Consider the following 24958-nt stretch of genomic DNA (forward strand, 5'->3'; position numbering starts at 1 on the left):
GGCAAATAATTCCGAGCGGCTTGTCATATACTAGCATGGATGAATAAACCGGTAGGATAGGTGGGGTGTAGAACGATGAATTTTAAAGGCCGGACAGTGCTTGTATTTGTTCTGCTGACAATGGTGGCGTCGGTTCTGGCCACACTGGTGCTGGCAGATCGTCTGGTACTTGGCGGACTTGGCAGCGGCAAAGGGCTGGTATCCGCATTGCCGTCCGGTCAATCTCAAGGATTGACCAGGCAAGAGGAAAGCAAGCTCGGCGCAGTATTGTCCCTAATTGAAACGAAATACTACAAGAGCGTGGATCGCGAGAAAGTAGTCGACGGCGCAATTAACGGCATGATATCCGCTCTTGGTGATCCTTATTCTTCCTACATGGAGAAAGAGACGGCAGAGCAGTTCACCGAGTCGATTGAAGGCTCCTTCACAGGAATCGGCGCGGAGGTGATGATCGATAACGGCAATATTACGGTTGTCTCCCCGATCAAGGACTCCCCGGCGGAACGAGCAGGTTTGATGCCAAAGGATGTGCTGGTGTCCGTAAACGGTGAAAGTCTCGAAGGTCTGCAGCTTAATGAAGCGGTGGCCAAAATTCGGGGGCCGAAAGGAACGAAGGCCAAACTTCAAATTCGACGCAGCGGCGTAGCACAACCGATATCGCTTGTGCTAGTACGTGAGGATATTGATGTCGAAACCGTCTATGCGAAAATGCTGGAGGGCGGTGTTGGAAAGATCGAGATTCGCCAATTTTCCATGCACACCGGGGAGCGTTTCCTGAGCGAATTGGAGCAGTTGGAGAAGCAGGGGATGAAGGGGCTTATCATTGATGTCCGCAACAATCCGGGCGGGGTGCTGCCGGTCGTAGTGTCCATTGCACAGCCGTTTGTTCCGTCAGGACAGCCGATTGTACAAGTGGAGGAAAAGAGCGGAACCAAGGAGCAGACCTTGTCCAAGGGAACCGGACGCAAATATCCGGTCGCCATTCTGATCAACAAAGGCAGCGCCAGCGCTTCCGAGGTGCTGGCAGGGGCACTGAAAGAGCGGGCCGGGGCGGTTGTTATAGGCGAGACCAGCTATGGCAAAGGGACAGTCCAAGTGAGCTATAACAAGGTGCTTGGGGATGGCAGCCTGGTAAAAATGACGATTGCCAAATGGCTCACCCCGGACGGCAATTGGGTGCATGAGAAAGGGATCAAGCCTAATGTAGAGGTGTCCCCTCCGGATTATTACAGCGCTCCTCGCCTGTCGAAGACTAAGGTGCTGACCAAAGACATGCTGAGCGAAGAAGTGCGCAGTATGCAGCTAATGCTTGGCGGGCTGGGGTATAAGGTAGACCGTAAGGATGGTTACTTCAGCAAGGATACAGAAACGGCGCTCAGGTCATTCCAGACCAATCAAGGGCTGCCGGTTACCGGGAAGCTAGACAGAACATCGGCTGAAAAGCTGGAACAGCAGTTGATCGAATTTGTTCGTGACGAGGACAATGATATTCAACTGATTCGGGCGATTGAAGAGGTTAAGGGAAAAATAGGACATTAGAGCATTGGCAGGATTTTGATGCGGGTGCGTCGAATGAGTAGAAGGTTGGCTGCTGCCTTGATGAAAGGCGGCGGTTCAGCCTTCTTTTTTAAAATACAAGCTTTTGCCCGTCAAATGACGGCAAAGCCGTTATGCTGGATAGGGAGTGAACAGATGCAACTGACCTTTGAAATATTGCGGCAGACAGGCGTAGCAGCATTGGGGCTGTTGCAGCAGCCTTTCTATTACATTGCCGTGCTGCTTATGGTGCTGCAATTCCTCAGGCAGACCCGGACGGAACGCAAATTGTTTCATGTCCGCTTGCATGTCTGGCCGCTGTTGTTGCTGCGCGCCATGCTGCTCGGGTTGGCCGTAGGTGCTTGTGTATCGCTTCTCTCCTTTGGATTAGGGGCCGCGGTTACCATGCAGACCATTTACTGGCTGTGGGCGGTAGCAGGCATTCTGGTGCTATTTCGAGTTCGGTATTTATGTTTTGCCTATAGTGCGGGGATCATCGGCATCCTCCACTCCGTTGCAGGATGGCTGGAACCCCAGGCGCTGGGGAAGGCGGCTGCTCCCTTCGTCGAATCTTTGCAGAGTCTGGACATTCCCGGTCTGCTGATATTGATCGCGCTGTTGCATCTGGCAGAGGCATGGCTCGTGCGTCTGCAGAGTACGGAGCTAGCCAGCCCGCTGTTTCTGGCGGGCAAGCGCGGGAAGTTGATTGGCGGCTATCAACTGCAAGGCTATTGGCCGATTCCGCTGCTGCTGCTTGTTCCTGCCCAAGCAGGGACTGGTGCCGACGCTATTTTGCCCTGGGCCCCTTTGCTAGGCGGAACTGCCTTGGCAGGAAGCTGGACCATGCTTGGTGTTCCGATGGTTGTCGGGTTCAGTGAACTGACACGTTCCCTTCTGCCTGAGCAGCGTGCCCGTCAAACTGCAAAAGCGCTGCTCTATTACAGCCTGATACTAGGCGCCGTAGCCGCCGTAGCCGCTTGGTGGCCGCCGCTGACTCTGGTTGCAGCGCTTTGCGCGCTGCTGTTGCATGAAGCGATTGGCTGGATTAGCGCAGCTGCCGAACAAAAACGGAGTCCGTACTATGTGCATAGTGATCAAGGGCTCAGAGTACTGGCGGTCGTGCCGGGTTCCCCTGCGGAGGCGCTTGGTATTGTGCCTGGGGAGATTATATACAAGGTCAATGGGTATACAACACAGACACCGGATGTTTTCCACCGGGCGCTGCACGTTAATTCTGCCTTCTGCAAACTGGAGGTTATCAATCATGAGGGGCATAGCAAGTTTTTGCAGCGTGCCCGCTTTGCCGGGGAGCATCATCAGTTGGGTATTATTTTGGCGCCAGATGAAAGCTCAGGTTACTATGCGGCAGCTAAGCCGGCCAGCTTGATCGAGCTGTTTGCCCGCAAGCCTGCGGCCAAAAGCCGCGACACGACTTCCTCCATGTAGGGCAGACATGCTCGCATATTGTACCGATCGAAATTCGAAAATAAAGGGGTATCTTTCCCGGCCAAGTGATGATGGCAGGTGAAAGATACCCCTTCTTTCTCGAGCCTTTAGCTACTGGGAGTAAAAAACGAGCTACTCGCTGGCAATCTCCAGCCACGCCTCAAGCGTACTCCCGGCTTCAATAAACGGCAACTCTTCCTTCCGGTTCAACTCATGTGTTTTGGCCATCCATGGCTCTACACATACGAATGGCTTCCCTTCTACCGACCAAAGGACGACATATTTAAACACATCGCTGTAGGACAACTTGATACGAGTATCCTCGGCAAGGGAGAAGGAGATTTGAGGCTTGCGGGCATCCAGCAGCGTCAGTGATTCAACTTTGCCGCTCAGATCAATCGCGTGATCGATCTGTTTAATTTCTCCGTCGTTGTAGTCCAGATAGACCGTTGCATCCGTTTCATAGACAAGCTCTTTGTTTGCAGTTGCAAAATAAGGGTGGAACCCGGCGTAGACCGGCATCGGTTTGCCGGATAAATTGCGGTATTGCTGTTCCAGACGGAGCTTGCCGCCCTGCAGGATATACGTAAATTCCAACTCGAACTCAAATGGATACGACGCAAGAGTAGAGGCGTCACTGTGCAGGCGTACGGTCAGGCTTGCTGCTCCATCGGTGCCGAAAGATACGACTTCCCAATGGTTAGTCCGGGCGACACCGTGGTTTTTCATGCTATATGTATGGCCTTCCCATTCATATTGTCCATCCGTCAACTGGCCGCTGATCGGGAACAGAATCGGGTTTCCTCCGCGAATGTTGGACACCGGGTCCATGAAGGTTGCTTTGTCGAGATAGAACAACTCCTTGCCCCTAAGCCTCAGTTGGGTAGCTATGGCGCCCCGATCTGGACAGATGCTTACAGAAGAGTCAGTGTCTGCTTCCGTCAATTGATAAATGGTGAATGTATGATCCAGCTTGTGAACAGCATAGTTGCTCATAATGGCATGATCCTCCTTATTCGGCGTTCTACATGAAGCATACCACAGCCGCTCACGATTTTCGAATATCAGCTATGATGACCACCAGGAGCGGGAGTAACTTGCTGCGATAGTCCCCCTAACAGATTACTAACGATTTATTGTGACCCTCCGCCGCATATAGTAAGATAAATGTGGAGCAGGGCTTGCGAGTGAAGGGTTCCTCCGATTGCTTGTTCCCGGACTTCGAAGTGATTCGGTCCAATTTAAAGCGATTGTCAGCCTCTTTAGCAAGGGGGATTTAACATGCACAAAATATTGATTGTTGAAGACGATCCCATCATGGGGGATATGCTTTCGATTTATTTGCAGGAGGAAGGCTATCTCGTTCAGCAGGCACATACAGGCTTAGAGGGTCTGCGGCTGCTTGCCGAGTATGCGCCGGATATTGTGCTGCTGGATCTGATGCTGCCTGATTGGGATGGTATCCGACTCTGTACCGAGATGCGCGGTCGTTCGGATGTTCCGATTATGGTCGTTTCTATGAAAACCGAGGTTTCCGAGCGTGTAGAAGCTTTGAAAGCGGGAGCCGATGATTATTTATGCAAGCCTTTTAGCCTGCACGAGCTGACAGCTCGTGTCTACGCACTGATTCGCCGGGCCAAGACACTATCGGCTGAACGGATGCCTTTCATGGTGGAAGAGAGTACTGCGGCAGCTAGTCTTCTGCCTGCAGCCGAGGTTGTGGTGGACCAACAGAAGCGCACGGTTGAAGTCCGAGGTGAACGGGTTGAAACGACGTATTCGGAATTCGAGCTGTTGCGGATGTTCATCTCTCAACCGGGGAGGGTGTTCAGTCGAGAGGATTTGATCAATGCGATTCGCGGCGATGAATCTTTCGTGACGGACAGAGCGATTGATGTGCATATTGTCAATTTGCGCAAAAAGATCGAGCGGAATGCCAAAGAGCCGAAATTTATCCGAACAGTATGGGGAGTAGGCTACAAGTATATGCTTCCTGAAGTATAAGCAAACCTAAAGCTCACTTTCGACAGATGGCCTAATGAGGCAGCCGTCTTCCGGCAAGTGAGCTTTTTGGAGGAATACATGCGAGCGGACGAGTCTTTGAACAGGGAAGCGTCAAGATTACGATACTTCAAGGTAGAGCTTCGTTCCGTCCGTATATTTTAAAATGGCAACGTCGCGAATTAATTCTACAGATTTTATTCGTTTCCACTTTTTATAAAAATCAAACTGCAGCGACATCTCTCCGAGCTTGGCATTCAGCAGATCCAAATATTCAGAATGGTCGTAAGCGAGATAGACCGGTATCGACTTGTTTTTGAACGTGATCATTTTAACCATCACGCGTCACCTCCGTTTCTTTACGTTTATTATACGGGAAATCATTTAGCTTTTTATAAAGGGCGCATGAGAAGAGTGTTGCATTTGCTAACAAATAATTAACAAACTATTACCCTTTGAACCGGTTTTTAATCAGGCTTTAGCCCGGCTCCTCGCTGCAGACGTTTCACAATTTCGATATAATCCTCAGCCGAGATTCCGGGCGCAAATTCCTCCGGCAGTTCCTTTAGATCAGGTACAGGGCAGCCCTCCGGGGTACCGATCACGACCTCCAGTTCCTGCCCGTTCTCCGGATGGTTTCCTTTCCAGATTTGGTCAATGTCCCGGTAGTCATCCATGCTAAAGGTGAACAGCTTGTTGCCAAGCCCCATGTTTTCAAACTTTCTTGTCGCGTCGAAGCTGCGGTTGCTCAGATTGGGTATCGGAATCAGCTTTGTCATATCGACACCTGTAGCGATTTCCAATGCTTTTGCATAAGCGAGTACATGTACGCCGCCGCGCACAAGCAAGTAGCCGATTGTTTCTCTTGCGACAGGGTGATTGGTCATTTCATAGACTCTCATTTTATGGGTTCTTGCTCCGCATTCCAGAAAAAAGTTGTGCAGCAAATCAAGAATCAGATTGCCGCTGTTGAATACATAATCTCCCCGCCACGGCTGCCCCATGGAATCCCCGGCCAAGGAGGTTTGCGCCGTCTGAATAAAAAAGTAGGAATTACGTTTGTCGAGTCCTTCATTTAATGGGGTTGAATCCGGCTTTCCGGGTCGGGTCGTTCCGGTCAGAACGAGATTAATCGTTGTTCCGACGAGCTCGACGTGTCCTATTTCTTCGGCGGTTATACTGGCAACAAGGTCATAAAAGGGTTTGAGCTTGTTTTTACCCCGGAAATTAAAGGACTGGTATAAATAATTGTTAAGGGTAGACATCTCTCCGAATCTGCCACCCATTAACTCTTGTGTAGCAGCAGCGGCGTTGGCGTCAGGATACGTTGAAGGAGGCAGCTCAATTTGCAGCTTATTTATACGTGTAAACAAGTATCTGTCACCTCATTTCGATTTCTAACCCAAATTTATGAGGGAACGAACCTTCGTAGACCAAGGAAAGATGCGGTGTTGTCCGGTCAGGACAAACTAAAATTATCGATTCAGGACGAGCAGAACTGCACGTTATGCACAGACACATGCCATTAGACTCAATTTTACTGTGCATTGCTGGAACATTAATTGGTTTAGTGTACAATAGAAGGATAGCGTCAGTAGTCGTAGCAACTGCTGCAAAAAACAGGTTGAGGAGCCGATAGTTAAAAGAGAAGGCTGTTTTGCAGGCTCCCATCGAACGTATTCGTTGTCTCATGCAGACCTTTAATGGTCGTAAACGAACGGGAAAGGAACGTTATGGAGTTTTCCAAAGTGTTCTTTGTGCATATTAGTTTGCTTATTACTTTCGGCTATTTGCTTAATTTAATTTACAAATATTTGTTCTACCGGACATCCCCGCGCAATCGCATGATTGCTTCTGTAGCTGTATTTATTTTCGCAGGCTGGATAACCATGTTTTTCGGCCTTCAACTGACTGAAGATGTGCTGTTCGATCTGCGTTTTATTCCGGTTGTAATTGCCGCTCTTGTCTACCAAAGACCGCTGCTGTTAGTAGCGATCGGCGGTGGTATCGGCTTGGCCCGGCTTACTTTCGGGGTGAACGACGCTGCCTTTGCAGGGCTGATCAATATGACCCTGATGGGAGCTGTAGCCGCTCTCTTGGTATCCTATTTCTCGAAATCCACCCATACCTTTCGGACAAAAGCTCTAATCGCCATTCTAATGCTGAATACACTCAATGTCATCAATATTGGCATTTTTGGAGTTATCCCTTTTTGGACTTACTTATCGCAAATTGCCTGGATTATATACCCGCTGGGAATTTTGCTTACAGCGATGTTTGTGTTCATTGTTCGTGACTTCTACCTGGAGCAGCAGCGGATGGCGGACCTTCACCAAATGAATATACTGCTGAGAAGACAGGCGAAGAAGCTGCGCAAGGCCAAGCGGGAACTGGAGATTAAGGCGAGTGAGCTGTTGAAAGGCTCCCGGTACAAATCCGAGTTTCTTGCCAATATGTCGCATGAGCTGAAAACGCCTCTAAATAGTATTATTTTGCTCTCCCAGATGATCAAGGAGCAAAGTGATGGACTGGAGGACGAACATTCCAGCGGCGCTGCCAGAGAAGAAAGCAAATACGCCGATATTATCCACTCTGCAGGAAATGAGCTGTTGACGCTAATCAATGACATTCTTGATCTGTCCAAAGTTGAAGCCGGAAAAATGGACATCCTGGTTGAGCAGGTACCGCTCGCGGAAACGATGCAGCTGCTCTATGATCAGCTCGCTCCGGTACCAGCCGCCAAATCATTAAGCTTCAAGCTTGAGATTCGGCCAGATATTCCCGATATGCTTGAGACAGATGCGTTGAGAATGAACCAGATATTGCGAAATTTGCTGATGAATGCATTCAAATTTACAGACGAGGGAGGAGTAACCCTTCTCGTCGAGCGTACTGCAGATCAGGGCGTTCCTTATGTAGTGTTTAAAGTAATGGATACGGGTATTGGCATCCCGCAAAATAAGCAGGCGGTTATATTTGAAGCTTTTCATCAAGCAAATGGGGCGATTAACCGAAATTACGGTGGTACGGGGCTTGGTCTGTCGATCAGCTTGCAGCTTGCCAGGCTGCTAGGCGGTTCCCTTCAATTGACTAGTCATGAAAATCAGGGCAGCATCTTTACGTTGCGCCTGCCTGAACAGCTTGATCATCAAAATCCAGTGTTTAAAGGAGCCTCTGATGGCTAAAATAAAAATAAAATTTTGCTGTACGGAGTGCGGCTCCGAATCTCCAAAGTGGTTGGGCAAATGCCCGGGGTGCGGCTCCTGGAATACAATGGTTGAAGAGAAAGAAACGACTGTCCGTACACAAGGCTTAAAAACTTCCCTCAAGGGGACGAAAGAAAAGCCGCTTCCTATCATAAATATAGAAGGTGGGCAGGAGCCAAGAATTGAAACTCGCCTTGGAGAGTTGAATCGCGTATTGGGCGGAGGTGTTGTTCCGGGTTCGCTGATTCTGGTTGGCGGTGATCCCGGCATCGGCAAATCAACACTCCTGTTGCAAACCTCACATGCGCTTTCCGCCCAAGGGCTAACCGTCCTATATATTTCGGGCGAGGAGTCGGTTCGACAAACGCGTCTTCGCGCAGACCGGCTCGGTGCGCTTTCCGAAACACTCTATGTCCTGTGTGAGACCAACCTGGAGCTGATTGATGAGGCGATCGAGGCGATCTCCCCCGATTTGCTGGTTATTGACTCGATTCAGACCGTCTATGAGCCCTCGGTGCAATCAGCCCCGGGCAGTGTGGCACAGGTCAGGGAGTGTACGGCCCATTTTATGCGCATTGCCAAAGTGAAAGGAATTGCCACTGTTCTGGTAGGTCATGTTACTAAGGAAGGCGCGATAGCGGGGCCACGGCTTCTGGAGCATATGGTTGACTGCGTGTTGTATTTCGAAGGCGAGCGGCATCATTCCTATCGTCTGCTGCGGGCTGTGAAGAACCGGTTTGGCTCGACTAATGAGATCGGTATCTTTGAAATGATGGAGTCCGGCCTGCGGGAAGTGGTGAATCCTTCCGAATTGTTTTTGTCCGAGCGCCCGCTTGGTGTGTCCGGTTCTACGGTTGTTGCGAGCATGGAAGGGACGCGACCGGTTCTGGTTGAGCTTCAGGCGCTTGTCGCTACGACCAATTTTCCGTCCCCCCGTCGTATGAGCACAGGGATTGATCATCACCGTATGGCCCTTATTATTGCAGTATTAGAGAAACGCATGGGTATGTTTTTGCAAAATCAGGATGCTTACCTGAATGTTGCCGGCGGAGTCAAGCTGGATGAGCCTGCGGTTGATTTGGCTGCAGCCGTCAGCCTGGCATCAAGCTTTCGCGATGTCCCGACCAAGCCTTATGATGTGATTTTCGGCGAGGTGGGACTGACGGGCGAGGTGAGGGCAGTGTCCAGAGCCGAACAGCGGGTGAAAGAAGCGGAAAAGCTTGGCTTCAAGCGTGTCATTATGCCGGAGAACAGTCTCAAGGGCTGGAGACCTCCGGCAGGGATTGAAATCGTTGGTGTGAGTACTGTATCCGAGGCGCTTGCAGCGGCACTCAGCTAGAAGGGGGACCAAAAACGTGAAAGAGTTGAACCAGCAAGAAATTATGAATCAGCTGCTGCCTTTGGTTGCACCCGGGACAGCCTTCCGGGAGGGGCTCGAAAACGTACTTCGGGCAAAGACGGGTGCATTGATCGTGGTCGGCTACAGTCCAGAAGTAATGGAGCTTGTCGATGGAGGCTTCTCCATCAATTGCGATTTTACGCCTAATAATCTGTATGAGCTTGCGAAGATGGATGGCGCTATTATTTTGAGCGAGGATTTCCGGCGCATTCTTTTTGCCAATACGCAATTGATCCCAAACAGCACGATTCCGTCCATCGAAACCGGGATCAGGCACCGGACAGCTGAGCGTGTAGCCAAGCAGATAGGCAAGCTGGTCGTTTCGATTTCTCAGAGAAGAAATATTATCACCTTATATCAAGGCAACATGAGGTATTCGCTGAAGGAAATCGGCGTTATCCTGACCAAGGCGAACCAAGCGATTCAGACATTGGAGAAATATAAAGCGGTGCTTAGTCAAAGCTTTACCAACCTGTCCGCTTCCGAATTTGAAGAGCTGGTGACGCTGCAGGAGGTCGCCAATGTAATTCAGCGCGTGGAAATGGTGCTGCGAATCAAAACGGAAATTAACCGCTATGTAAATGAGTTGGGAACGGAAGGCCGTCTGATCAGCATGCAAATGGAGGAATTGGTAGGCGGTGTTGAAGAAGATGCATGGTTCCTGCTTAAGGATTACTCCAAGGATAACCATGACGATAAAATTAAAGAAATTCGCGCAGCCTTGAAAAAAATCAGCTCCGAAGAGCTGCTGGATATTCATCATATCATCCGTCTGCTTGGCTATCCGTATACGGCGTCGGTTACAGAGGAGTCCATACAGCCGCGCGGTTACCGTCTGTTGCATAAAATTCCGCGTCTGCCTATGGTCATTATTCATAATTTGGTTGAACGGTTCCGTCATCTGCCCAATATTATTGCAGCCACCATCCATCAACTGGATGAGGTGGACGGTATTGGAGAAGTCAGAGCGAGAGCGATCAAAGAAGGCATGAAGCGAATTCAGGATCAAGTGTTGATTGACAGACAAATTTAAATCCCATACAATGTTAGAATGGTCCAAATACAGGTGGGAAAAATTGTTCGATACCTTAATAACGTAATGGGCATAGTAAAGATGAGGTGGAATTGATGATAACAAAATCGATACCGAGTCTTTTTACGGTTGGGAATTTGTTTTTAGGTATTGTTGCTATTATTCTGGTGTTCAATGAGAAACCCGAATATGCGGCAATTATGGTTATCATTGCAATGCTGCTTGATGGTGTGGACGGGCGTGTTGCCCGGGCGTTGAATGTGACGAGTGAGTTCGGGAAGGAGCTTGACTCTCTTTCGGATGTTATCTCTTTTGGCGTAGCTCCCGCATTTATTATGTATGTAGTTGCGTTTCAGGATCTGAATGCTGCTGCTGCATGGATCGTGACGGCTTTGTTCCCGATATGCGGCGCACTGCGGCTGGCCAGATTTAACGTAGTGTCCGGCACGCCTGGCTATTTTATCGGGTTGCCGATTCCCGCGGCTGGCGGCGTATTATGTACGCTGGCGCTGTTTTATAAAGATATCCCGGTTGCGGTGCTGCTGATCAGTACCCTTGCGCTCTCCTATTTAATGGTGAGCAACATTAAATATCCAAGTTTCAAGAAGGTCGGGTTGCCCAAAGGCTCGCTCTGGCTGATTCCGCTTATCATCATTATTGCCGTCGTACTGGGCTTGATGTACCGTGAGCATCTGACAAAAATTATTTTTGTACCGCTGGTTTTATACGCGCTGTACGGCTTAAAAAAAAACGCTAAGCTTGGTATTCTAAGGCTCAGACGCAAGAAGCGCCAAAGTTCCGAGGAGACGGTATCCTCGGATCAGAGTGTTTAAAAATTAAATCTACACGTGAATTTTCAAATGACGGAAAAGACCGCAGAATCGCGATAAGTGATTCTGCGGTCTTTTTTTTGAAAATATTCCAAAGCTCATAAGAGGGAGGTATGCTCAGCTTAGTTTGAAAAGGCCCAGCGTGGTGCATTTTTGGGTTTCGTGATCCACCACATCATTCAAATTAATATCAAGAAGATTGGACAAGGCGGACATATAGAACAGATTTCGGCCCAGTTCATCCTTAATGGCATCCCTGCAATGCTCACAAAGTTGGCCGGAAAGATGATTCTCTACATTGCTTTTGGCTTCTTGCAAACCTATTTCGTCGGTGAAATTTTGCTTTTTGGCGTGAAGTTGTATACAACCGCATTCGGTAACAGCTTTAGTGACGGCGCGATTAACGGTTGCTCCGGTTTGTCCATACTTGGACATGACATCCATCAGGCTGCGATGACGAAGCAGCAGTTCGGATACTTGCTGTTGGAGATGTTCCAGTGTAGGCGCGTTCAATACTCCACCTCATTTCAAATTTACTGACCTGCTTCTATTATAAATTATGAAAACCCGAATTGACAAAATATATAATTATTGAAGTTAAGCAGCAGAGAGTAGTCTGAAAATAATGTATGGAAAATTCTTGAAAGACACGATTAGCCTTCCGTTATTTGGACCATAATTGTAATGGAGGTGATCGTCGTGTTAAAACGAATCATACAAATTCTTGGAATTATTACAGGCGGATACGCAGGTGCAGAGTTGTATCATGGATTTGGCGGCCAGGGGGTCTGGATGGACCCGTCGCTCGCGATACTGCAAAACAGCGGGTTATACTACTCCAGTATCGGAATTGGCATGTTTGCCGGGCTGATTGCAGCTACTTTAGCATCTGAACCCGTCATTCGTCTGTTGAAGCAAATGGCGGACAGTACGGCTGAATTGCCGATGTCCGAGCTGATTTCCCGGGGAGCCGGTCTGGTAGCAGGACTTGCAATTGCCGCTTTGCTATATCCTGCAGTAGCCGGTTTGGAGGGGGTGGGACGGCTGCTTCCTGCAGTCATGACACTGTTCTTCGGCTATGCAGGTATGAGAATCGGCGGATTAAAGAAGGACGAGCTGGCGGCTGGCTACAGCAATTTTTTGGATATCCGGGTGGCAAAGCAGTCGATTTCTGAGGAAGTCGGGTTTGAAGAACATAAAATTTTGGACACCAGCGTCATTATCGATGGCCGCATCGCGGATATTTGCAAAACCGGATTTATTGAAGGCACGCTGGTTATTCCCGAATTTGTACTGGAGGAACTTCAGCACATTGCGGATTCATCCGATCTGCTCAAGCGCAACCGCGGCCGTCGGGGGCTTGATATCTTGAACAAAATTCAAAAGGAACTGGATGTCCGCGTCCTTGTCTACGAAGGTGATTATGAGGAGATAGGGGAAGTGGACAGCAAACTGGTGAAGCTGGCGAAGGCGCTTGGAGGCAAGGTTGTGACCAATGACTTCAATTTGAACAAAGTGTGTGAGTTGCAAGGCGTATCCGTACTCAATATTAATGATTTGGCAAATGCGGTGAAGCCTGTCGTGCTGCCCGGCGAAGAAATTGTAGTTCAGGTTATTAAGGATGGCAAGGAGCATGGCCAAGGTGTTGCTTACTTGGATGACGGCACAATGATTGTTGTCGAGGGCGGACGCGAATTTATTGGTACGACCATGGAAGTTTTAGTGACCAGTGTGCTTCAGACCTCTGCCGGCCGCATGATTTTTGCCAAGCCAAAGCTGCTGGAGAAAGCCCAATAGTGTCTGTGATTGTGGTATGATAAAGTCAACACGACCATAATCAGGGAGAAGCGGTGTCCAAGATAGCGGGCTTGCGGTTGTAAGCAGGCTTGAGTCTCCGGATGCTGCTTCATCAGCCTGGCAGTAAGGCAGGGAATGAAAGATGATAATGGAAGCTTGGGGCGCAGTTATTGTTGCCGCCGGCAAAGGGACCCGAATGGGGACCATTCAGAGCAAGCAATACTTGCCGCTATGCGGCAAGCCGGTACTCGTACATACATTGGAGAAGTTCGAACAGATTGAAGAGGTTGCCGAGGTTGTCCTTGTTGTCGGAGAACAGGATGTGGGGCTTTGCCGTTCCTATGTGACTGACTACAAGCTGACCAAGGTCAAGGCAGTTGTAGCCGGAGGCGCAGAGCGCCAGGATTCGGTCTACCGCGGATTGCAGGAACTGGATTCCCGCTGGGTCATGATTCATGACGGCGTGCGTCCGCTGGTGAGCCGGGAAGCGGTAACCCGCTGCTGTCAGGCAGCCTACAGGCATGGCGCAGCTGTACTCGCTGTTCCTGTGAAGGATACAATCAAACAAGTGAATGATCAGGGCGTGATTACCGGTACGCCGGACAGGCAAAGTCTGTGGTCGATTCAGACACCGCAGGCTTTTCAGCGTGCCCAGATTGTCGATGCGCTTGAGCGTGCCGCCGCAGACGGATTTCTGGGCACGGATGACGCGATGGCTGTGGAGAGAATCGGAGTTCAGGTAGCCGTCGCGCATGGGGAATATACGAATATTAAAATTACGACGCCCGAAGACTTGCCGATGGCCGAGCTGTGGCTGTCCGGACAGAAATAGGCTGGGGAAGGGGACTTATTATACCATGATTCGTGTAGGACAAGGCTTTGATGTGCATCAGTTGGTTGAGGGAAGACCGTGTATTATCGGAGGGGTAACCATCCCTTATGAGAAAGGGCTGCTCGGCCATTCCGACGCCGATGTGCTGCTTCATGCGATCACGGATGCCGTACTCGGAGCGCTCGGACTCGGGGATATCGGGAAGCATTTTCCGGATACGGATGCAGCGTTCAAGGATGCAGATAGCCTGAAGTTGCTTGAGCAGGTATGGTTGCTTGTGAAGGAGCGCGGCTACAAACTGGGGAATGTGGATTCCACAATTATCGCTCAACGTCCGAAGATGCTGCCTTATATTCCGCAGATGGCGGAAATTATTGCCCGCGCACTGGAGGCGGATATCTCCCAGGTGAATGTCAAAGCGACGACGACGGAGCAACTCGGCTTTACCGGACGCGGGGAGGGAATTGCCGCGCAATCGGTTGTCTGTCTTGTCAGGGATGTGCTATGATTTGGAACACAAGCTTGTATCGGCTGATTCTGTGCAATAGCGCACACAGGACGTATACTCTTAAAAATCAGGGGAGGCAACGAGAATGGCACAGGAAGTGAGAGTACGGTATGCACCTTCGCCTACCGGACATTTACATATCGGCAATGCGCGTACCGCATTGTTCAACTATTTGTTTGCGCGCAAGCATGGCGGCAAGATGATTATTCGCATTGAGGATACGGACGTTAAGAGAAATGTAGTGGGCGGCGAAGAAAATCAGTTGACGTATTTGAAGTGGCTGGGCATTAGCTGGGATGAGAGCATCGATGTAGGCGGTGGTTACGGTCCTTACCGGCAGACCGAGCGTCTGGATATTTACCGCGTATATTACGAGGAACTGCTGGAGAAAGGGCTGGCTTATTACTGCTACTGCACGGAAGAGGAGCTGGAGCAGGAGCGCGAGGAGCAGCTTGCACGCGGAGAGACGCCTCGCTATTCGGGCCGTCACCGTGATCTGACCGAGGAGCAGCGCCGCAGCTTTGAAGCGGAAGGCCGTGTGCCAAGTGTCCGCTTCCGCGTTCCGGAGGGCAGACGTTATACCTTTAACGATATGGTCAAAGGTGAAATCAGCTTTGATACCGTGGAGATGGGCGACTTTGTTATTGTGAAGAAAGATGGTATCCCAACCTACAACTTCGCAGTTGTCATCGATGATTACAAGATGGAAATCAGCCACGTCCTGCGAGGCGAAGACCACATCTCCAATACGCCGCGGCAATTGATGATTTATGAGGCACTGGACTGGGAGCCGCCGCAGTTCGGCCATATGACGCTTATCGTTAATGAGCAGCGCAAGAAGCTCAGCAAGCGTGACGAGTCCATCATTCAATTCATCGAGCAGTATGATAATCTTGGCTATTTGCCGGAGACGCTGTTCAACTTTATTGCTCTGCTTGGCTGGTCGCCGGAAGGGGAGCAGGAGATTTTCACCCGGGAAGAACTGACGGACATTTTCGACGCTTCCCGCCTGAGCAAGAGTCCTGCTGTTTTTGATACTCAGAAGCTGGCCTGGATGAATAATGAATATCTTAAAAAGGCGGAGTTGCCCCGCGTAGTCGGCCTGTGCTTGCCTCATCTGCAGAAGGCTGGCAAAGTCGGTGCAGAGCTGGATACAGCCGAGTACGATTGGGTTACCAGTCTGATTGGGCTTTATCAGGACAAACTGCGCAGCGCGGCGGATATCGTGGAACTGACCGAGCTGTTCTTCCGCGAAGGCCCGGCGGATGAAGCAGAGGCGGCAGCTGTATTGGTCGAAGAACAAGTTCCGGCTGTACTGTCGGCTTTCTCCGGCCAGATTGAAGCGGCAGGAGACGCCGAGTTTTCTGCGGATGCAATCAAGGCGATGATCAAGGCGGTACAGCAGGAGACAGGCTTCAAGGGCAAGCAATTATTTATGCCGATCCGTGCTGCGCTGACAGGACAGACTCATGGACCGGATTTGAATGAGACCATTCGCTTGCTCGGCAAGCAAAAGGTGCTGGCAAGATTAGGTACCCGCCTGGGTTGATGGTTTGTTCTTGTCAACCCTAATCTAAACAGTTATACTAGGGTCATTAAGAATGAACAGCGTTTCGATACATTTTCATAGTGAAGGCTTTGAACAGGAAAAGTACGTTTTGAAGGGATTCTCAGAGAGGACAACCGGCGCGTGAAACCCTGCATGCTTCTTGAAGTATATTCAGATGCGCCAGGCTGGAAGTTGTCTAGTTCCCAAGACGAAAAATGCACCTGGGAGCCTTGCTCCGATCCGAATACAATTTGCCGTCTCAGTCGGCTGGTTGATTCGGGGTAGGCGGCAACGTCAAGTCCGCGTTACAGGGCATAAAGGGACGGAACAGGTCTGGCTGTTTTCGCCCGAAAGCGGAGTGGAACCACGATCATACGTCTTCGCAGCCAAGTGCTGCGGGGCGTTTTTTTATTATATAAAAAGAGATCTGTATGCTGAAGCCTGCGTTTTGGTTCCTGGAAAGTTCGCTTGTACATCATGAAGCGAGGCAACAGTATATGGCAAGAAGCGTATTGTAAAGGGGGGCGTGCGATGTTCAGGAGTTTCAAGTCAGATATTCAGGCCGTTTTTGAGAATGATCCTGCGGCGCGCAGCAAGTTTGAAGTTATCTTCACGTATTCAGGATTGCATGCCATCTGGTCGCATCGCATCGCTCACTTTTTGTACCGGAAACGCTGCTTCACCTTGGCCCGCATGGTGTCACAGATCAGCCGTTTCTTCACAGGTATCGAGATTCACCCGGGAGCGGTAATCGGAGAGCGGTTCTTTATCGACCATGGGATGGGGGTTGTCATTGGGGAGACCTGTATAATCGGAGATGATGTCGTGATTTATCAAGGCGTTACACTTGGGGGAACGGGGAAAGAGAAAGGCAAGCGGCATCCGACTATCGGCGATCATGTTGTCATAGGTTCGGGTGCGAAAGTGCTTGGCAGCTTTACGGTCGGCGAAGGCTCCAGTATCGGGGCCAATTCGGTTGTCGTTCGGGAGGTGCCGCCGTTCAGCACCGTTGTCGGAATTCCCGGGAAAATCGTGCGGAGCAACGGCCGACGGGTTGCCGACCGTTTGGATCATAGCCATCTGCCCGATCCGGTTGTTGACACCTGCCGCCAGCTTCAGGCAGAGCTGGATGAGATGAGGGAACAAGTGGAAAGAATGAAGGATAAAGCCAGGCAGCCGGTAGGCAGCGGAGGAGAGTGACGAATGACTGTTTATATTTATAATACATTGAGCCGTGAGAAAGAGGCTTTTGTTACACAGGAGCCGGGTAAAGTGAAAATGTATGTATGTGGTCCTACCGTTTACGATTACATTCATATCGGGAACGCAAGACCGGTGATTTTCTTTGATACGGTGCGCCGTTACCTGGAGTTGAGCGGCTATGAAGTCAATTATATTATGAATTTCACGGACGTAGATGACAAGTTGATCCGCAAGGCAGAACAAATGGGCGCCACCGTGCCGGAAGTTGCCCAAACCTTTATTGACGCATTCAATGAAGATGTTGCCGCTTTGGGAGTAAGGCAAGCGACAGGCAATCCAAGGGTCACGGAAAATATTCCGGAGATTATTGATCTTATCTCAGAGCTTGTTGATAAGGGTGCAGCTTATGCCAGTGAAGGCGACGTCTATTTCCGGACATCATCCTTCGAAGACTACGGCAAACTGTCCCACCAGAACATTGAAGAACTGCAGATGGGAATTCGGATTGAAATCGGCGAGCGGAAGGAGAGCGCCCAGGATTTTGTGCTGTGGAAAGGTGCAAAACCGGGTGAGATCAAGTGGGATAGTCCATGGGGGCCGGGACGTCCAGGCTGGCATATTGAATGCTCGGCCATGGCGCGCAAATATTTGGGTGATACGCTTGATCTCCACGGCGGAGGGGCTGATCTGCAGTTCCCGCATCATGAGTGCGAGGTAGCTCAATCGGAGTCCTGCACAGGTCATCCGCTGGCCAACTACTGGATGCATAACGGGTATATCAATATTGATAATAAAAAAATGTCGAAATCTCTCGGCAACGGCATCACGGTAAGGGTGTTGCTGGAGCGGGCAAAGCCACAGGCAATCCGTTACTTTATGCTCTCGACCCATTATCGCAGCCCGCTTAACTTTAATGATCTCACCATAGAGCAAGCTCAAAGCAGTGTGGATCGGATAGCCAACTGCGAAGCTAATCTGGAGCACCGGCTGCAGGCGCTGGGTAGTTTGGCTCATCAGGAACCGTCCGCTATTGGTCTTGAAGCAAGAGAAGCTGTGCTGGCGCGGCTTGAGGAGATTGAAGCGGCTTTCCACAGCAAAATGAGCGACGATTTCAATACGCCGGATGCAATTACGGCTGTCTTTGAACTGGTGAATGAAGCGAACCAGTATTTGCAGCGGGAGGTTGCCGAAGCGGTGGTGCTCAAGACGTTGTTGGCGAAGCTGCGCAAGTTTGACGATGCGCTTGGCGTGCTGCCGCTGCCGCAAGCGCAACCAGAACTTCTGGATGAAGAGGTAGACCGCTTGATTGAGGAGCGCATTGAAGCGCGCCGGACGAAAAATTGGGCACGCGCCGATGAGATCAGAGATGCGCTGGCAGACCAAGGCATCCTGCTTGAGGATACGCCTCAGGGTATTCGCTGGCGGCGCAAATGATGGATAACGAGAATGTAAGAGTTGCAGGAGTTCTGGCAGGTGTGGAGGAAACGCGCGCAGGACTGTGGTTTCATTCCCCTGCCAAGGAGCCGAACCAGCTCAGCCCGGTCGTGCTTGCTTATATCGGCGACGCTGTGTTTGAACTGCTAATTCGCCAGTATCTGATTTCACAGCCTAACCACAAGCTGCATCATTTGCACAAGGAAGCAATCTCTCGGGTCTCAGCGAAGGCTCAGTGCGCGCTTCTGCAAAGACTGATGCCGGCGCTTACGGAAGAAGAGGCGGACATCGTGCGGCGTGGGCGCAATGCTAAGAGTGGAAATCCGCCGAAAAATGCAGACCCGCATGATTATCGCCAAGCTACTGCATTAGAGTGCCTGTTCGGTTACTTATACTATCAGCAGCGCAGCGAGCGCATACATGAGCTGCTTGACATTGCGATACAAAGAACTTCGACCGCTGCGCACGAAGAGGAGGAGAACACATGACAGAACAGGAAAAACAGGAAGATTGGATTGCAGGCAAGCATCCCGTGCTGGAAGCGCTGAGGTCCGGCAGAGAGATCAATAAAATTTTGATTGCCGAGCAAGCGCAGAAACATGCGGTGCTCCCGATTATAACCGAAGCGAAGAAACTTGGCATCGTCATTCAAAATGTGGACAAGCGCAAGCTGGATCAAGTGTCCGGCGGTGTACAGCATCAGGGGGTTGCAGCGCAAGTTGCGGCATACCGCTATGCCGAAATAGATGAATTGCTGGCGTATGCCCGCTCCAAAGGCGAAGAGCCGCTTATTCTGCTGCTGGATGAGATTGAAGACCCGCATAATCTGGGTTCCATTCTGCGGACTGCAGAATGCACGGGCGTACACGGGGTTATCATTCCCAAGCGGAGATCGGCTTCCCTCAATGCAACGGTGTCCAAGACGTCGGCTGGTGCAGCCGAGCACGTGCTGGTAGCCCGCGTCACCAATATGGCTCAGACGATTGACCGGTTAAAGGAAGAGGGAGTTTGGATCGCAGGTGCCGATGTGGCTGCCAAGGGCGATGTCTATCAGGCCAATTTTAATATGCCGCTGGGTCTTGTTATCGGCAATGAGAGCAAAGGAATGGGCAGGCTCATCAAGGAAAAATGCGACTTTCTGGTCAAACTGCCGATGCTGGGCAAGCTGAATTCGCTGAATGCATCAGTTGCTGCCGGCGTATTGATGTATGAAGTTGTACGGCAGCGGCTCGGACAGGCGGGGAACCAGGCAAAGTTGGCTACAAGCCCGGCAGTGCAGAGTGAGTAAGTCATGAGCCGGCATCGTGACATCCTTCTTGTGGACGGATACAATATCATAGGCGCCTGGCCTGACCTGGAACGACTAAAGGAGGTTGGTCTAGAGGAGGCGCGCGATCGTCTGCTTGATCTTCTGGCTGACTATCAGGGGTTTACAGGGATGCAGATCTACGTTATTTTTGACGCGCATCAGGTTCCGGGGCTTGGCGCTTCCTACCATCAGCATCAGTTGACTGTGCTGTATACCAAGGAGAAGGAGACAGCCGACGAATGCATTGAGCGGCTCGTGGTGGAGCTGACCAGAAGAGGGCGCAACATTTATGTTGCTACCTCGGATCTGGTTGAGCAGCACGTTGCTTTTGGCAAAGGCGCATTGCGCGTATCCGCCCGGGAACTGCTGATCAACATTGAGCAGAACCAGAAGGCGATTAACACGAAGGTAAAGTCAGAGAATACGAACAAGCGCAATTCGCTCGATGACATTGTCAGCCTGGATGTATGGAGCCGGCTTGAAAAAATGCGCAGAGGAGAATAAGGTTTTTCTTTTTATACAATTAAATGTATATTTTGGTTATTTTCAAAAGCTTCCTTATTGACGGGGTTAGGTTACATAATGTATACTGACTCTATGTATAATTATTGATTTCTATGAAATACCAGTATTTTGATCGCTTTATTTGCTGTGGACGATGAGAGTTCTATCAGACGGCAGCAGCCACCTTTACGCTAGATTATTCGTTGCTAGGTCAGAGCAATGTATGCCTTGCAGGCCGGAGGGATAGTTAGTGAGCATCGACCTCAGAGAATTGAATGTACACGAATATGATTGCAGAACGGATGAAGATGTCGTTGAAGCAGTCCGTGAAGGCGACGGTATAGCCCTGGAGTACTTGATCAACAAGTACAAGAACTTCGTCAGGGCCAAGGCGCGCTCTTATTTCCTTATCGGAGCCGACCGGGAAGATATTGTTCAGGAGGGCATGATTGGCCTGTACAAATCCATCCGCGACTTCAAAGGAGACAAGCTGGCTTCATTCAAAGCTTTTGCAGAATTGTGCATAACAAGACAGATTATTACCGCCATCAAGACGGCGACAAGGCAGAAGCATATTCCTCTTAATTCTTATGTGTCTTTGGATAAGCCCATCTACGACGAGGATTCGGATCGTACTCTCCTTGACGTCATCTGTGGCTCCCGTGTATCCGACCCGGAAGAATTAATTATTAATCAAGAGGAATTTGTCGGGCTGGAAGATAAGCTGGCTGAAATATTGAGCGATTTGGAGCGCAAGGTGCTTCGTCTCTATCTGGACGGACGTTCCTATCAGGAGATTGCGGTTGATTTGGATCGGCATGTGAAATCGATTGATAATGCTTTGCAGCGTGTCAAGCGCAAGCTGGAGCGTTATCTTGAAATTCGGGATGTGTCCGGCTAGCAACTGTTTTGGAAAATTGAATGTAATCGTCGATTGCGATTTTGGAATGATGCAGCCTGCGCGCTTCTGCGGATTCGCGCTTGTGCTGCCATGTTGATGGAGACAGAAGGCTCGGGTTCGGGTCTTTTTTTGTTTTGTCTTAGGTATAAGGACTTTTCACACGAGCATTTCACTCGTTCAATTTCATATGACCAACTAAATTATCCTGTCAGGCTATAAAACTAGGGAAAATTGGAAATGCTATTGAGAGACGCAGGGAGCCTCGGATAGCAGACAGGTCAAGGGCTGAGGGGCATTTGTCCGGACCACTTTCTCGTTGACATGGTATGGCGATTGTGATAAAGTGTTTTAGGTAGCCCAAAATATGCATATGTTTTGAACGGGTTTTGAATCTTCGGATTCAACATAAACGTTTATGCAAGTGATCGACATGCTTTGAGATTGAGATGGTTAGTTTCGGGAGGTGTACTTGAATGCGGGTAATTATTACGTTGGCATGTACAAACTGTAAGCAAAGGAACTACACGACCAACAAAAACAAACGGAATCACCCCGACCGCATCGAGATGAAGAAGTTCTGCAAGTTTTGTAACGAGCATACTCCTCATCGCGAGACTCGATAGTTAATGGAGGTGTGGACGTGGCATTTCTAGCTAAGATGAAGCAGGGTTTTGGCTCGTCGTTTGCCTTCTTTGCGGACAGCTGGGCGGAGCTTAAGAAAGTTCGCTGGCCAAATCGTAAGGAGTTGACAAGCTATACAATTGTAGTGCTAGTTACAGTTGTGGCCGTCGGCATTTACTTTTGGCTTCTTGACATCGGGATCTCTAGACTGGTCGAGCTGATTGATTAAGAAGTGTCAAAAGGTGGCTTGTTATGGAAAAAAGATGGTACGTAGTTCACACGTATTCGGGCTATGAGAATAAGGTGAAAACGAATCTGGAAAAACGGGTTGAGTCCATGGGGATGGAGGACAAGATTTTTCGCGTTCTCGTTCCGATGGAGGAAGAAATCGTCAACAAGGACGGTAAAAAGAAGACGGTCATGCGTAAAGTTTACCCTGGCTATGTTCTTGTTGAAATGGTTCAAACCGACGATTCGTGGTACGTTGTTCGCAATACGCCTGGGGTAACAGGTTTTGTCGGATCTACAGGATCAGGCTCAAAGCCAACTGCCTTGCTTCCAGAAGAGGTAGACCAAATTCTGAAGCATATGGGTATTGAAGAGCCGAAGCCGGTGATCGAGTTCGATCTGAAGGAATCGGTTCGCGTTAAAGTTGGACCTTTCGCTAATTTTGTCGGTACAGTGGAAGAAATTTTGCTGGACAAGAGCAAACTGAAGGTTCATGTTAACATGTTTGGCAGGGAAACCCCGCTTGAGCTGGATTACACTCAAGTGGAGAAGATATAATATCCGGTTTTCTGATGGTCGCAGTTTGCTACCGTGCAGCTGCGATGGTGGGAGGGAAAGGCGCAAGTTGTCCCGTCTGACCACACTTTAGGGCAAGGAGGTGTGCAACATGGCAAAAAAAGTCATCAAATTGGTGAAACTGCAAGTACCAGCAGGTAAAGCGAACCCGGCTCCGCCGATCGGTCCAGCGCTTGGTCAAGCAGGTGTAAACATCATGGCATTCTGTAAAGAGTTTAACGCTCGTACAGCAGATCAAGCGGGATTGATTATTCCGGTTGTTATTTCAGTGTTTGAGGATCGTTCCTTCACGTTCGAAACAAAAACACCACCGGCAGCAGTTCTTCTTCGTGTAGCTGCAGGAATTGAAAAAGGTTCCGGTGAGCCGAACAAAAAGAAAGTTGCTTCCGTTTCTCGTGCGAAAGTTCGCGAAATCGCTGAGCAAAAAATGCCCGATCTCAACGCAGCTTCTGTTGAAGCGGCAATGTTGATGATCGAAGGTACTGCCCGTAGTATGGGTGTTACAATTACTGACTAATTGATTTAGCAGTGATTGCCGGGCGAACAATCGTGTTCGCTTGCGTGGGAGGATCATCCGATTAGGAGGATTTTCCGCTATGACCACATAAGGAGGAGTTTTAAATGGCAAAGCGTGGCAAGAAATATCAAGAAGCTGTTAAGTTGTTCAACAGCGAAGCAACTTATGAGCCGCCTCAAGCGATTGAACTGGTTAAAAAAGCAGCATCTGCTAAATTTGATGAGTCCGTAGAAGTTGCCGTCCGTCTGGGCGTTGACCCTCGGAAGCAAGACCAGGCTGTTCGTGGCGTAGTTGTACTGCCTCACGGAACTGGTAAAACCAAACGTGTTCTTGTATTCGCAAAAGGTGAGAAAGTGAAGGAAGCCGAAGCGGCTGGAGCAGATTATGTGGGCGATGCTGACATGATCAACAAAATTCAGCAAGGCTGGTTCGAATTCGACGTTTGCGTAGCTACACCGGACATGATGGCGGAAGTTGGTAAACTGGGTCGTATTCTCGGGGGTAAAGGTTTGATGCCAAACCCTAAAGCTGGTACAGTAACGTTTGACGTTGCTAAAGCAGTTCAAGAGATTAAGGCTGGTAAAATCGAGTACCGTCTTGACAAAGCAGGTCAAATCCATGCTCCAATCGGCAAAGTATCATTCAGCGAAGAGCAGTTGAACGAAAACCTTCGTTCCCTGATCGATGCATTGAACCGTGCTAAGCCGGCTGCTGCAAAAGGTGTTTACCTGAAAAACATCGCGGTTTCTTCCACAATGGGACCAAGCGCTCGTGTTAACACAGCTGCTTACCGTTAATAGAAATTCGCTTTAACAATTGAACATGCATGCCGTAGACAGTAGGTGCTATATGCTTAATTTCCTACCGAGGTGTTATGATATATAGGTTATGTAGCAGTGCTGTGCGCAGCGTTGATACATGACGTAATCATGGCCTTCGCTCGGTTGCGAAGGCCTTTTTCATGCACGGAATCGGATCAGGTAACCTTTACGGTTTGTACAAATTTCACAGGAGGTGTAAAGCTTGGCTAACGCAAAAATCATTCAAGAAAAACAACAAGCTGTTGAAGAGATTGCTGCGAAGCTGCGTGAGAGCAGAAGCACGGTTGTTGCCGACTACCGTGGCCTGAACGTTGCGCAGGTTACTGAACTTCGTAAACAGTTGCGCGAAGCTGGCGTTGAGTTCCAAGTGTTGAAAAACTCTTTGATTCGCCGCGCTACTGCTGCTAGCGAACTGACTCAGCTTGATGAAGTTCTGACAGGCCCAACTGCAATTGCATTTGCTAAAGACGATGTTGTTGCTCCAGCTAAAATTTTGAGCAACTTCGCGAAAAAGAACGAGGCTCTGCAAGTAAAAGGCGGCGTACTCGAAGGTCAAGTTGTTGGAGTGGATCAGATCAAGGCGCTTGCAGATCTTCCATCCCGCGAAGGCTTGCTGTCGATGTTGCTCAGTGTGCTTCAAGCACCAGTTCGCAACTTCGCGCTTGCAGTTAAAGCAGTTGCTGAAAAGCAAGAAGCTTAATGTTTGT

The 24958-nt window shown here is 49.7% G+C and carries 27 protein-coding genes and 1 other annotated feature; of the genes, 23 read left to right on the top strand and 4 right to left on the bottom strand.

Features of this window, described 5'->3' with window-relative positions:
* The first annotated feature begins 75 nt into the window (after positions 1-75).
* The gene (locus JFN88_RS06630; RefSeq protein WP_199018549.1) at positions 76-1539 is read left to right on the top strand and encodes a S41 family peptidase; all 1464 of its coding nucleotides are present in this window, start codon (positions 76-78) and stop codon (positions 1537-1539) included.
* Between the two features lie 33 nt (positions 1540-1572).
* Entirely contained in the window at positions 1573-2982 is a 1410-nt protein-coding gene (locus JFN88_RS06635) for a PDZ domain-containing protein (protein WP_233167459.1), read from the top strand.
* A gap of 132 nt (positions 2983-3114) precedes the next feature.
* Here JFN88_RS06635 and JFN88_RS06640 read toward each other — a convergent pair whose 3' ends face one another.
* Positions 3115-3978, bottom strand: coding sequence for an aldose epimerase family protein (locus tag JFN88_RS06640; RefSeq protein ID WP_199018550.1), 864 nt, complete (start codon positions 3976-3978; stop codon positions 3115-3117).
* Between the two features lie 285 nt (positions 3979-4263).
* Between JFN88_RS06640 and JFN88_RS06645 the strand changes: the two genes are divergently transcribed.
* The gene (locus JFN88_RS06645) at positions 4264-4986 is read left to right on the top strand and encodes a response regulator transcription factor (protein WP_199018551.1); all 723 of its coding nucleotides are present in this window, start codon (positions 4264-4266) and stop codon (positions 4984-4986) included.
* A 117-nt stretch (positions 4987-5103) separates the two neighbouring features.
* On the opposite strand, the gene JFN88_RS06650 is transcribed toward JFN88_RS06645, so the two are convergent.
* Entirely contained in the window at positions 5104-5322 is a 219-nt protein-coding gene (locus tag JFN88_RS06650; protein ID WP_199018552.1) for a hypothetical protein, read from the bottom strand.
* Positions 5323-5450: 128 nt separating this feature from the next.
* Positions 5451-6356, bottom strand: coding sequence for a manganese catalase family protein (locus JFN88_RS06655; RefSeq protein WP_199018553.1), 906 nt, complete (start codon positions 6354-6356; stop codon positions 5451-5453).
* Between the two features lie 360 nt (positions 6357-6716).
* Here JFN88_RS06655 and JFN88_RS06660 point away from each other — a divergent pair, with 360 nt between their 5' ends.
* The 4 genes from JFN88_RS06660 (at position 6717) to pssA (ending at position 11454) form a co-directional block, all read left to right on the top strand.
* Positions 6717-8168: an ATP-binding protein gene (locus JFN88_RS06660; RefSeq protein WP_199018554.1), complete on the top strand. Its 1452-nt coding sequence runs from the start codon at positions 6717-6719 to the stop codon at positions 8166-8168.
* Complete coding sequence (radA, locus tag JFN88_RS06665) at positions 8161-9528, top strand: DNA repair protein RadA (protein ID WP_199018555.1); 1368 nt, start codon at positions 8161-8163, stop codon at positions 9526-9528. The genes JFN88_RS06660 and radA overlap by 8 nt, the downstream gene beginning before the upstream one ends.
* Before the next feature lie 16 nt (positions 9529-9544).
* The gene (gene disA / locus JFN88_RS06670) at positions 9545-10621 is read left to right on the top strand and encodes a DNA integrity scanning diadenylate cyclase DisA (protein WP_199018556.1); all 1077 of its coding nucleotides are present in this window, start codon (positions 9545-9547) and stop codon (positions 10619-10621) included.
* Positions 10622-10716: 95 nt separating this feature from the next.
* A complete protein-coding gene (gene pssA / locus JFN88_RS06675) occupies positions 10717-11454 on the top strand; it encodes a CDP-diacylglycerol--serine O-phosphatidyltransferase (RefSeq protein WP_199018557.1) in 738 nt (245 codons plus the stop codon).
* 114 nt (positions 11455-11568) lie between these two features.
* Here pssA and JFN88_RS06680 read toward each other — a convergent pair whose 3' ends face one another.
* A complete protein-coding gene (locus JFN88_RS06680; RefSeq protein WP_199018558.1) occupies positions 11569-11964 on the bottom strand; it encodes a nucleoside triphosphate pyrophosphohydrolase family protein in 396 nt (131 codons plus the stop codon).
* A 186-nt stretch (positions 11965-12150) separates the two neighbouring features.
* Between JFN88_RS06680 and JFN88_RS06685 the strand changes: the two genes are divergently transcribed.
* The 16 genes from JFN88_RS06685 to rplJ all read left to right on the top strand — a co-directional run bounded on the left by JFN88_RS06685 (position 12151) and on the right by rplJ (position 24951).
* Positions 12151-13248 (top strand): PIN/TRAM domain-containing protein, encoded by a 1098-nt coding sequence (locus JFN88_RS06685; protein WP_332908444.1) that lies wholly within the window; start codon positions 12151-12153, stop codon positions 13246-13248.
* Between the two features lie 148 nt (positions 13249-13396).
* The gene (gene ispD, locus JFN88_RS06690) at positions 13397-14080 is read left to right on the top strand and encodes a 2-C-methyl-D-erythritol 4-phosphate cytidylyltransferase (RefSeq protein WP_199018632.1); all 684 of its coding nucleotides are present in this window, start codon (positions 13397-13399) and stop codon (positions 14078-14080) included.
* Between the two features lie 25 nt (positions 14081-14105).
* Positions 14106-14588 (top strand): 2-C-methyl-D-erythritol 2,4-cyclodiphosphate synthase, encoded by a 483-nt coding sequence (ispF, locus tag JFN88_RS06695; protein WP_199018560.1) that lies wholly within the window; start codon positions 14106-14108, stop codon positions 14586-14588.
* An 85-nt stretch (positions 14589-14673) separates the two neighbouring features.
* Positions 14674-16137, top strand: coding sequence for a glutamate--tRNA ligase (gene gltX, locus JFN88_RS06700; protein ID WP_199018561.1), 1464 nt, complete (start codon positions 14674-14676; stop codon positions 16135-16137).
* Between the two features lie 531 nt (positions 16138-16668).
* Entirely contained in the window at positions 16669-17337 is a 669-nt protein-coding gene (gene cysE, locus JFN88_RS06705; protein WP_233167461.1) for a serine O-acetyltransferase, read from the top strand.
* 3 nt (positions 17338-17340) lie between these two features.
* Complete coding sequence (gene cysS, locus JFN88_RS06710) at positions 17341-18774, top strand: cysteine--tRNA ligase (protein WP_199018562.1); 1434 nt, start codon at positions 17341-17343, stop codon at positions 18772-18774.
* Complete coding sequence (locus JFN88_RS06715; RefSeq protein ID WP_199018634.1) at positions 18774-19262, top strand: Mini-ribonuclease 3; 489 nt, start codon at positions 18774-18776, stop codon at positions 19260-19262. The genes cysS and JFN88_RS06715 overlap by 1 nt, the downstream gene beginning before the upstream one ends.
* Positions 19259-20062, top strand: coding sequence for a 23S rRNA (guanosine(2251)-2'-O)-methyltransferase RlmB (gene rlmB / locus JFN88_RS06720; RefSeq protein WP_199018563.1), 804 nt, complete (start codon positions 19259-19261; stop codon positions 20060-20062). The genes JFN88_RS06715 and rlmB overlap by 4 nt, the downstream gene beginning before the upstream one ends.
* A 3-nt stretch (positions 20063-20065) precedes the next feature.
* Positions 20066-20587 carry an NYN domain-containing protein gene (locus tag JFN88_RS06725; RefSeq protein WP_199018564.1) on the top strand — a complete coding sequence of 174 codons (522 nt, stop codon included), beginning with the start codon at positions 20066-20068 and terminating at the stop codon, positions 20585-20587.
* A gap of 250 nt (positions 20588-20837) precedes the next feature.
* Entirely contained in the window at positions 20838-21488 is a 651-nt protein-coding gene (sigH, locus tag JFN88_RS06730; RefSeq protein WP_199018565.1) for an RNA polymerase sporulation sigma factor SigH, read from the top strand.
* Between the two features lie 473 nt (positions 21489-21961).
* Positions 21962-22111, top strand: a complete 150-nt coding sequence (gene rpmG / locus JFN88_RS06735; protein WP_081666981.1) for a 50S ribosomal protein L33 — start codon at positions 21962-21964, stop codon at positions 22109-22111.
* A 17-nt stretch (positions 22112-22128) separates the two neighbouring features.
* A complete protein-coding gene (gene secE / locus JFN88_RS06740) occupies positions 22129-22338 on the top strand; it encodes a preprotein translocase subunit SecE (RefSeq protein WP_199018566.1) in 210 nt (69 codons plus the stop codon).
* Between the two features lie 23 nt (positions 22339-22361).
* Positions 22362-22895: a transcription termination/antitermination protein NusG gene (gene nusG, locus JFN88_RS06745; protein ID WP_199018567.1), complete on the top strand. Its 534-nt coding sequence runs from the start codon at positions 22362-22364 to the stop codon at positions 22893-22895.
* 109 nt (positions 22896-23004) lie between these two features.
* The gene (rplK, locus tag JFN88_RS06750; RefSeq protein ID WP_199018568.1) at positions 23005-23430 is read left to right on the top strand and encodes a 50S ribosomal protein L11; all 426 of its coding nucleotides are present in this window, start codon (positions 23005-23007) and stop codon (positions 23428-23430) included.
* A gap of 104 nt (positions 23431-23534) precedes the next feature.
* Positions 23535-24227 (top strand): 50S ribosomal protein L1, encoded by a 693-nt coding sequence (rplA, locus tag JFN88_RS06755; RefSeq protein WP_199018569.1) that lies wholly within the window; start codon positions 23535-23537, stop codon positions 24225-24227.
* A gap of 14 nt (positions 24228-24241) precedes the next feature.
* Positions 24242-24400: a sequence feature (ribosomal protein L10 leader region), on the top strand.
* A gap of 53 nt (positions 24401-24453) precedes the next feature.
* Complete coding sequence (gene rplJ / locus JFN88_RS06760) at positions 24454-24951, top strand: 50S ribosomal protein L10 (RefSeq protein WP_199018570.1); 498 nt, start codon at positions 24454-24456, stop codon at positions 24949-24951.
* Positions 24952-24958 lie beyond the last annotated feature (7 nt).

Origin of the sequence: Paenibacillus roseus (assembly GCF_016424485.1) — a bacterium.
Lineage (GTDB): Bacteria > Bacillota > Bacilli > Paenibacillales > Paenibacillaceae > Paenibacillus_D > Paenibacillus_D roseus.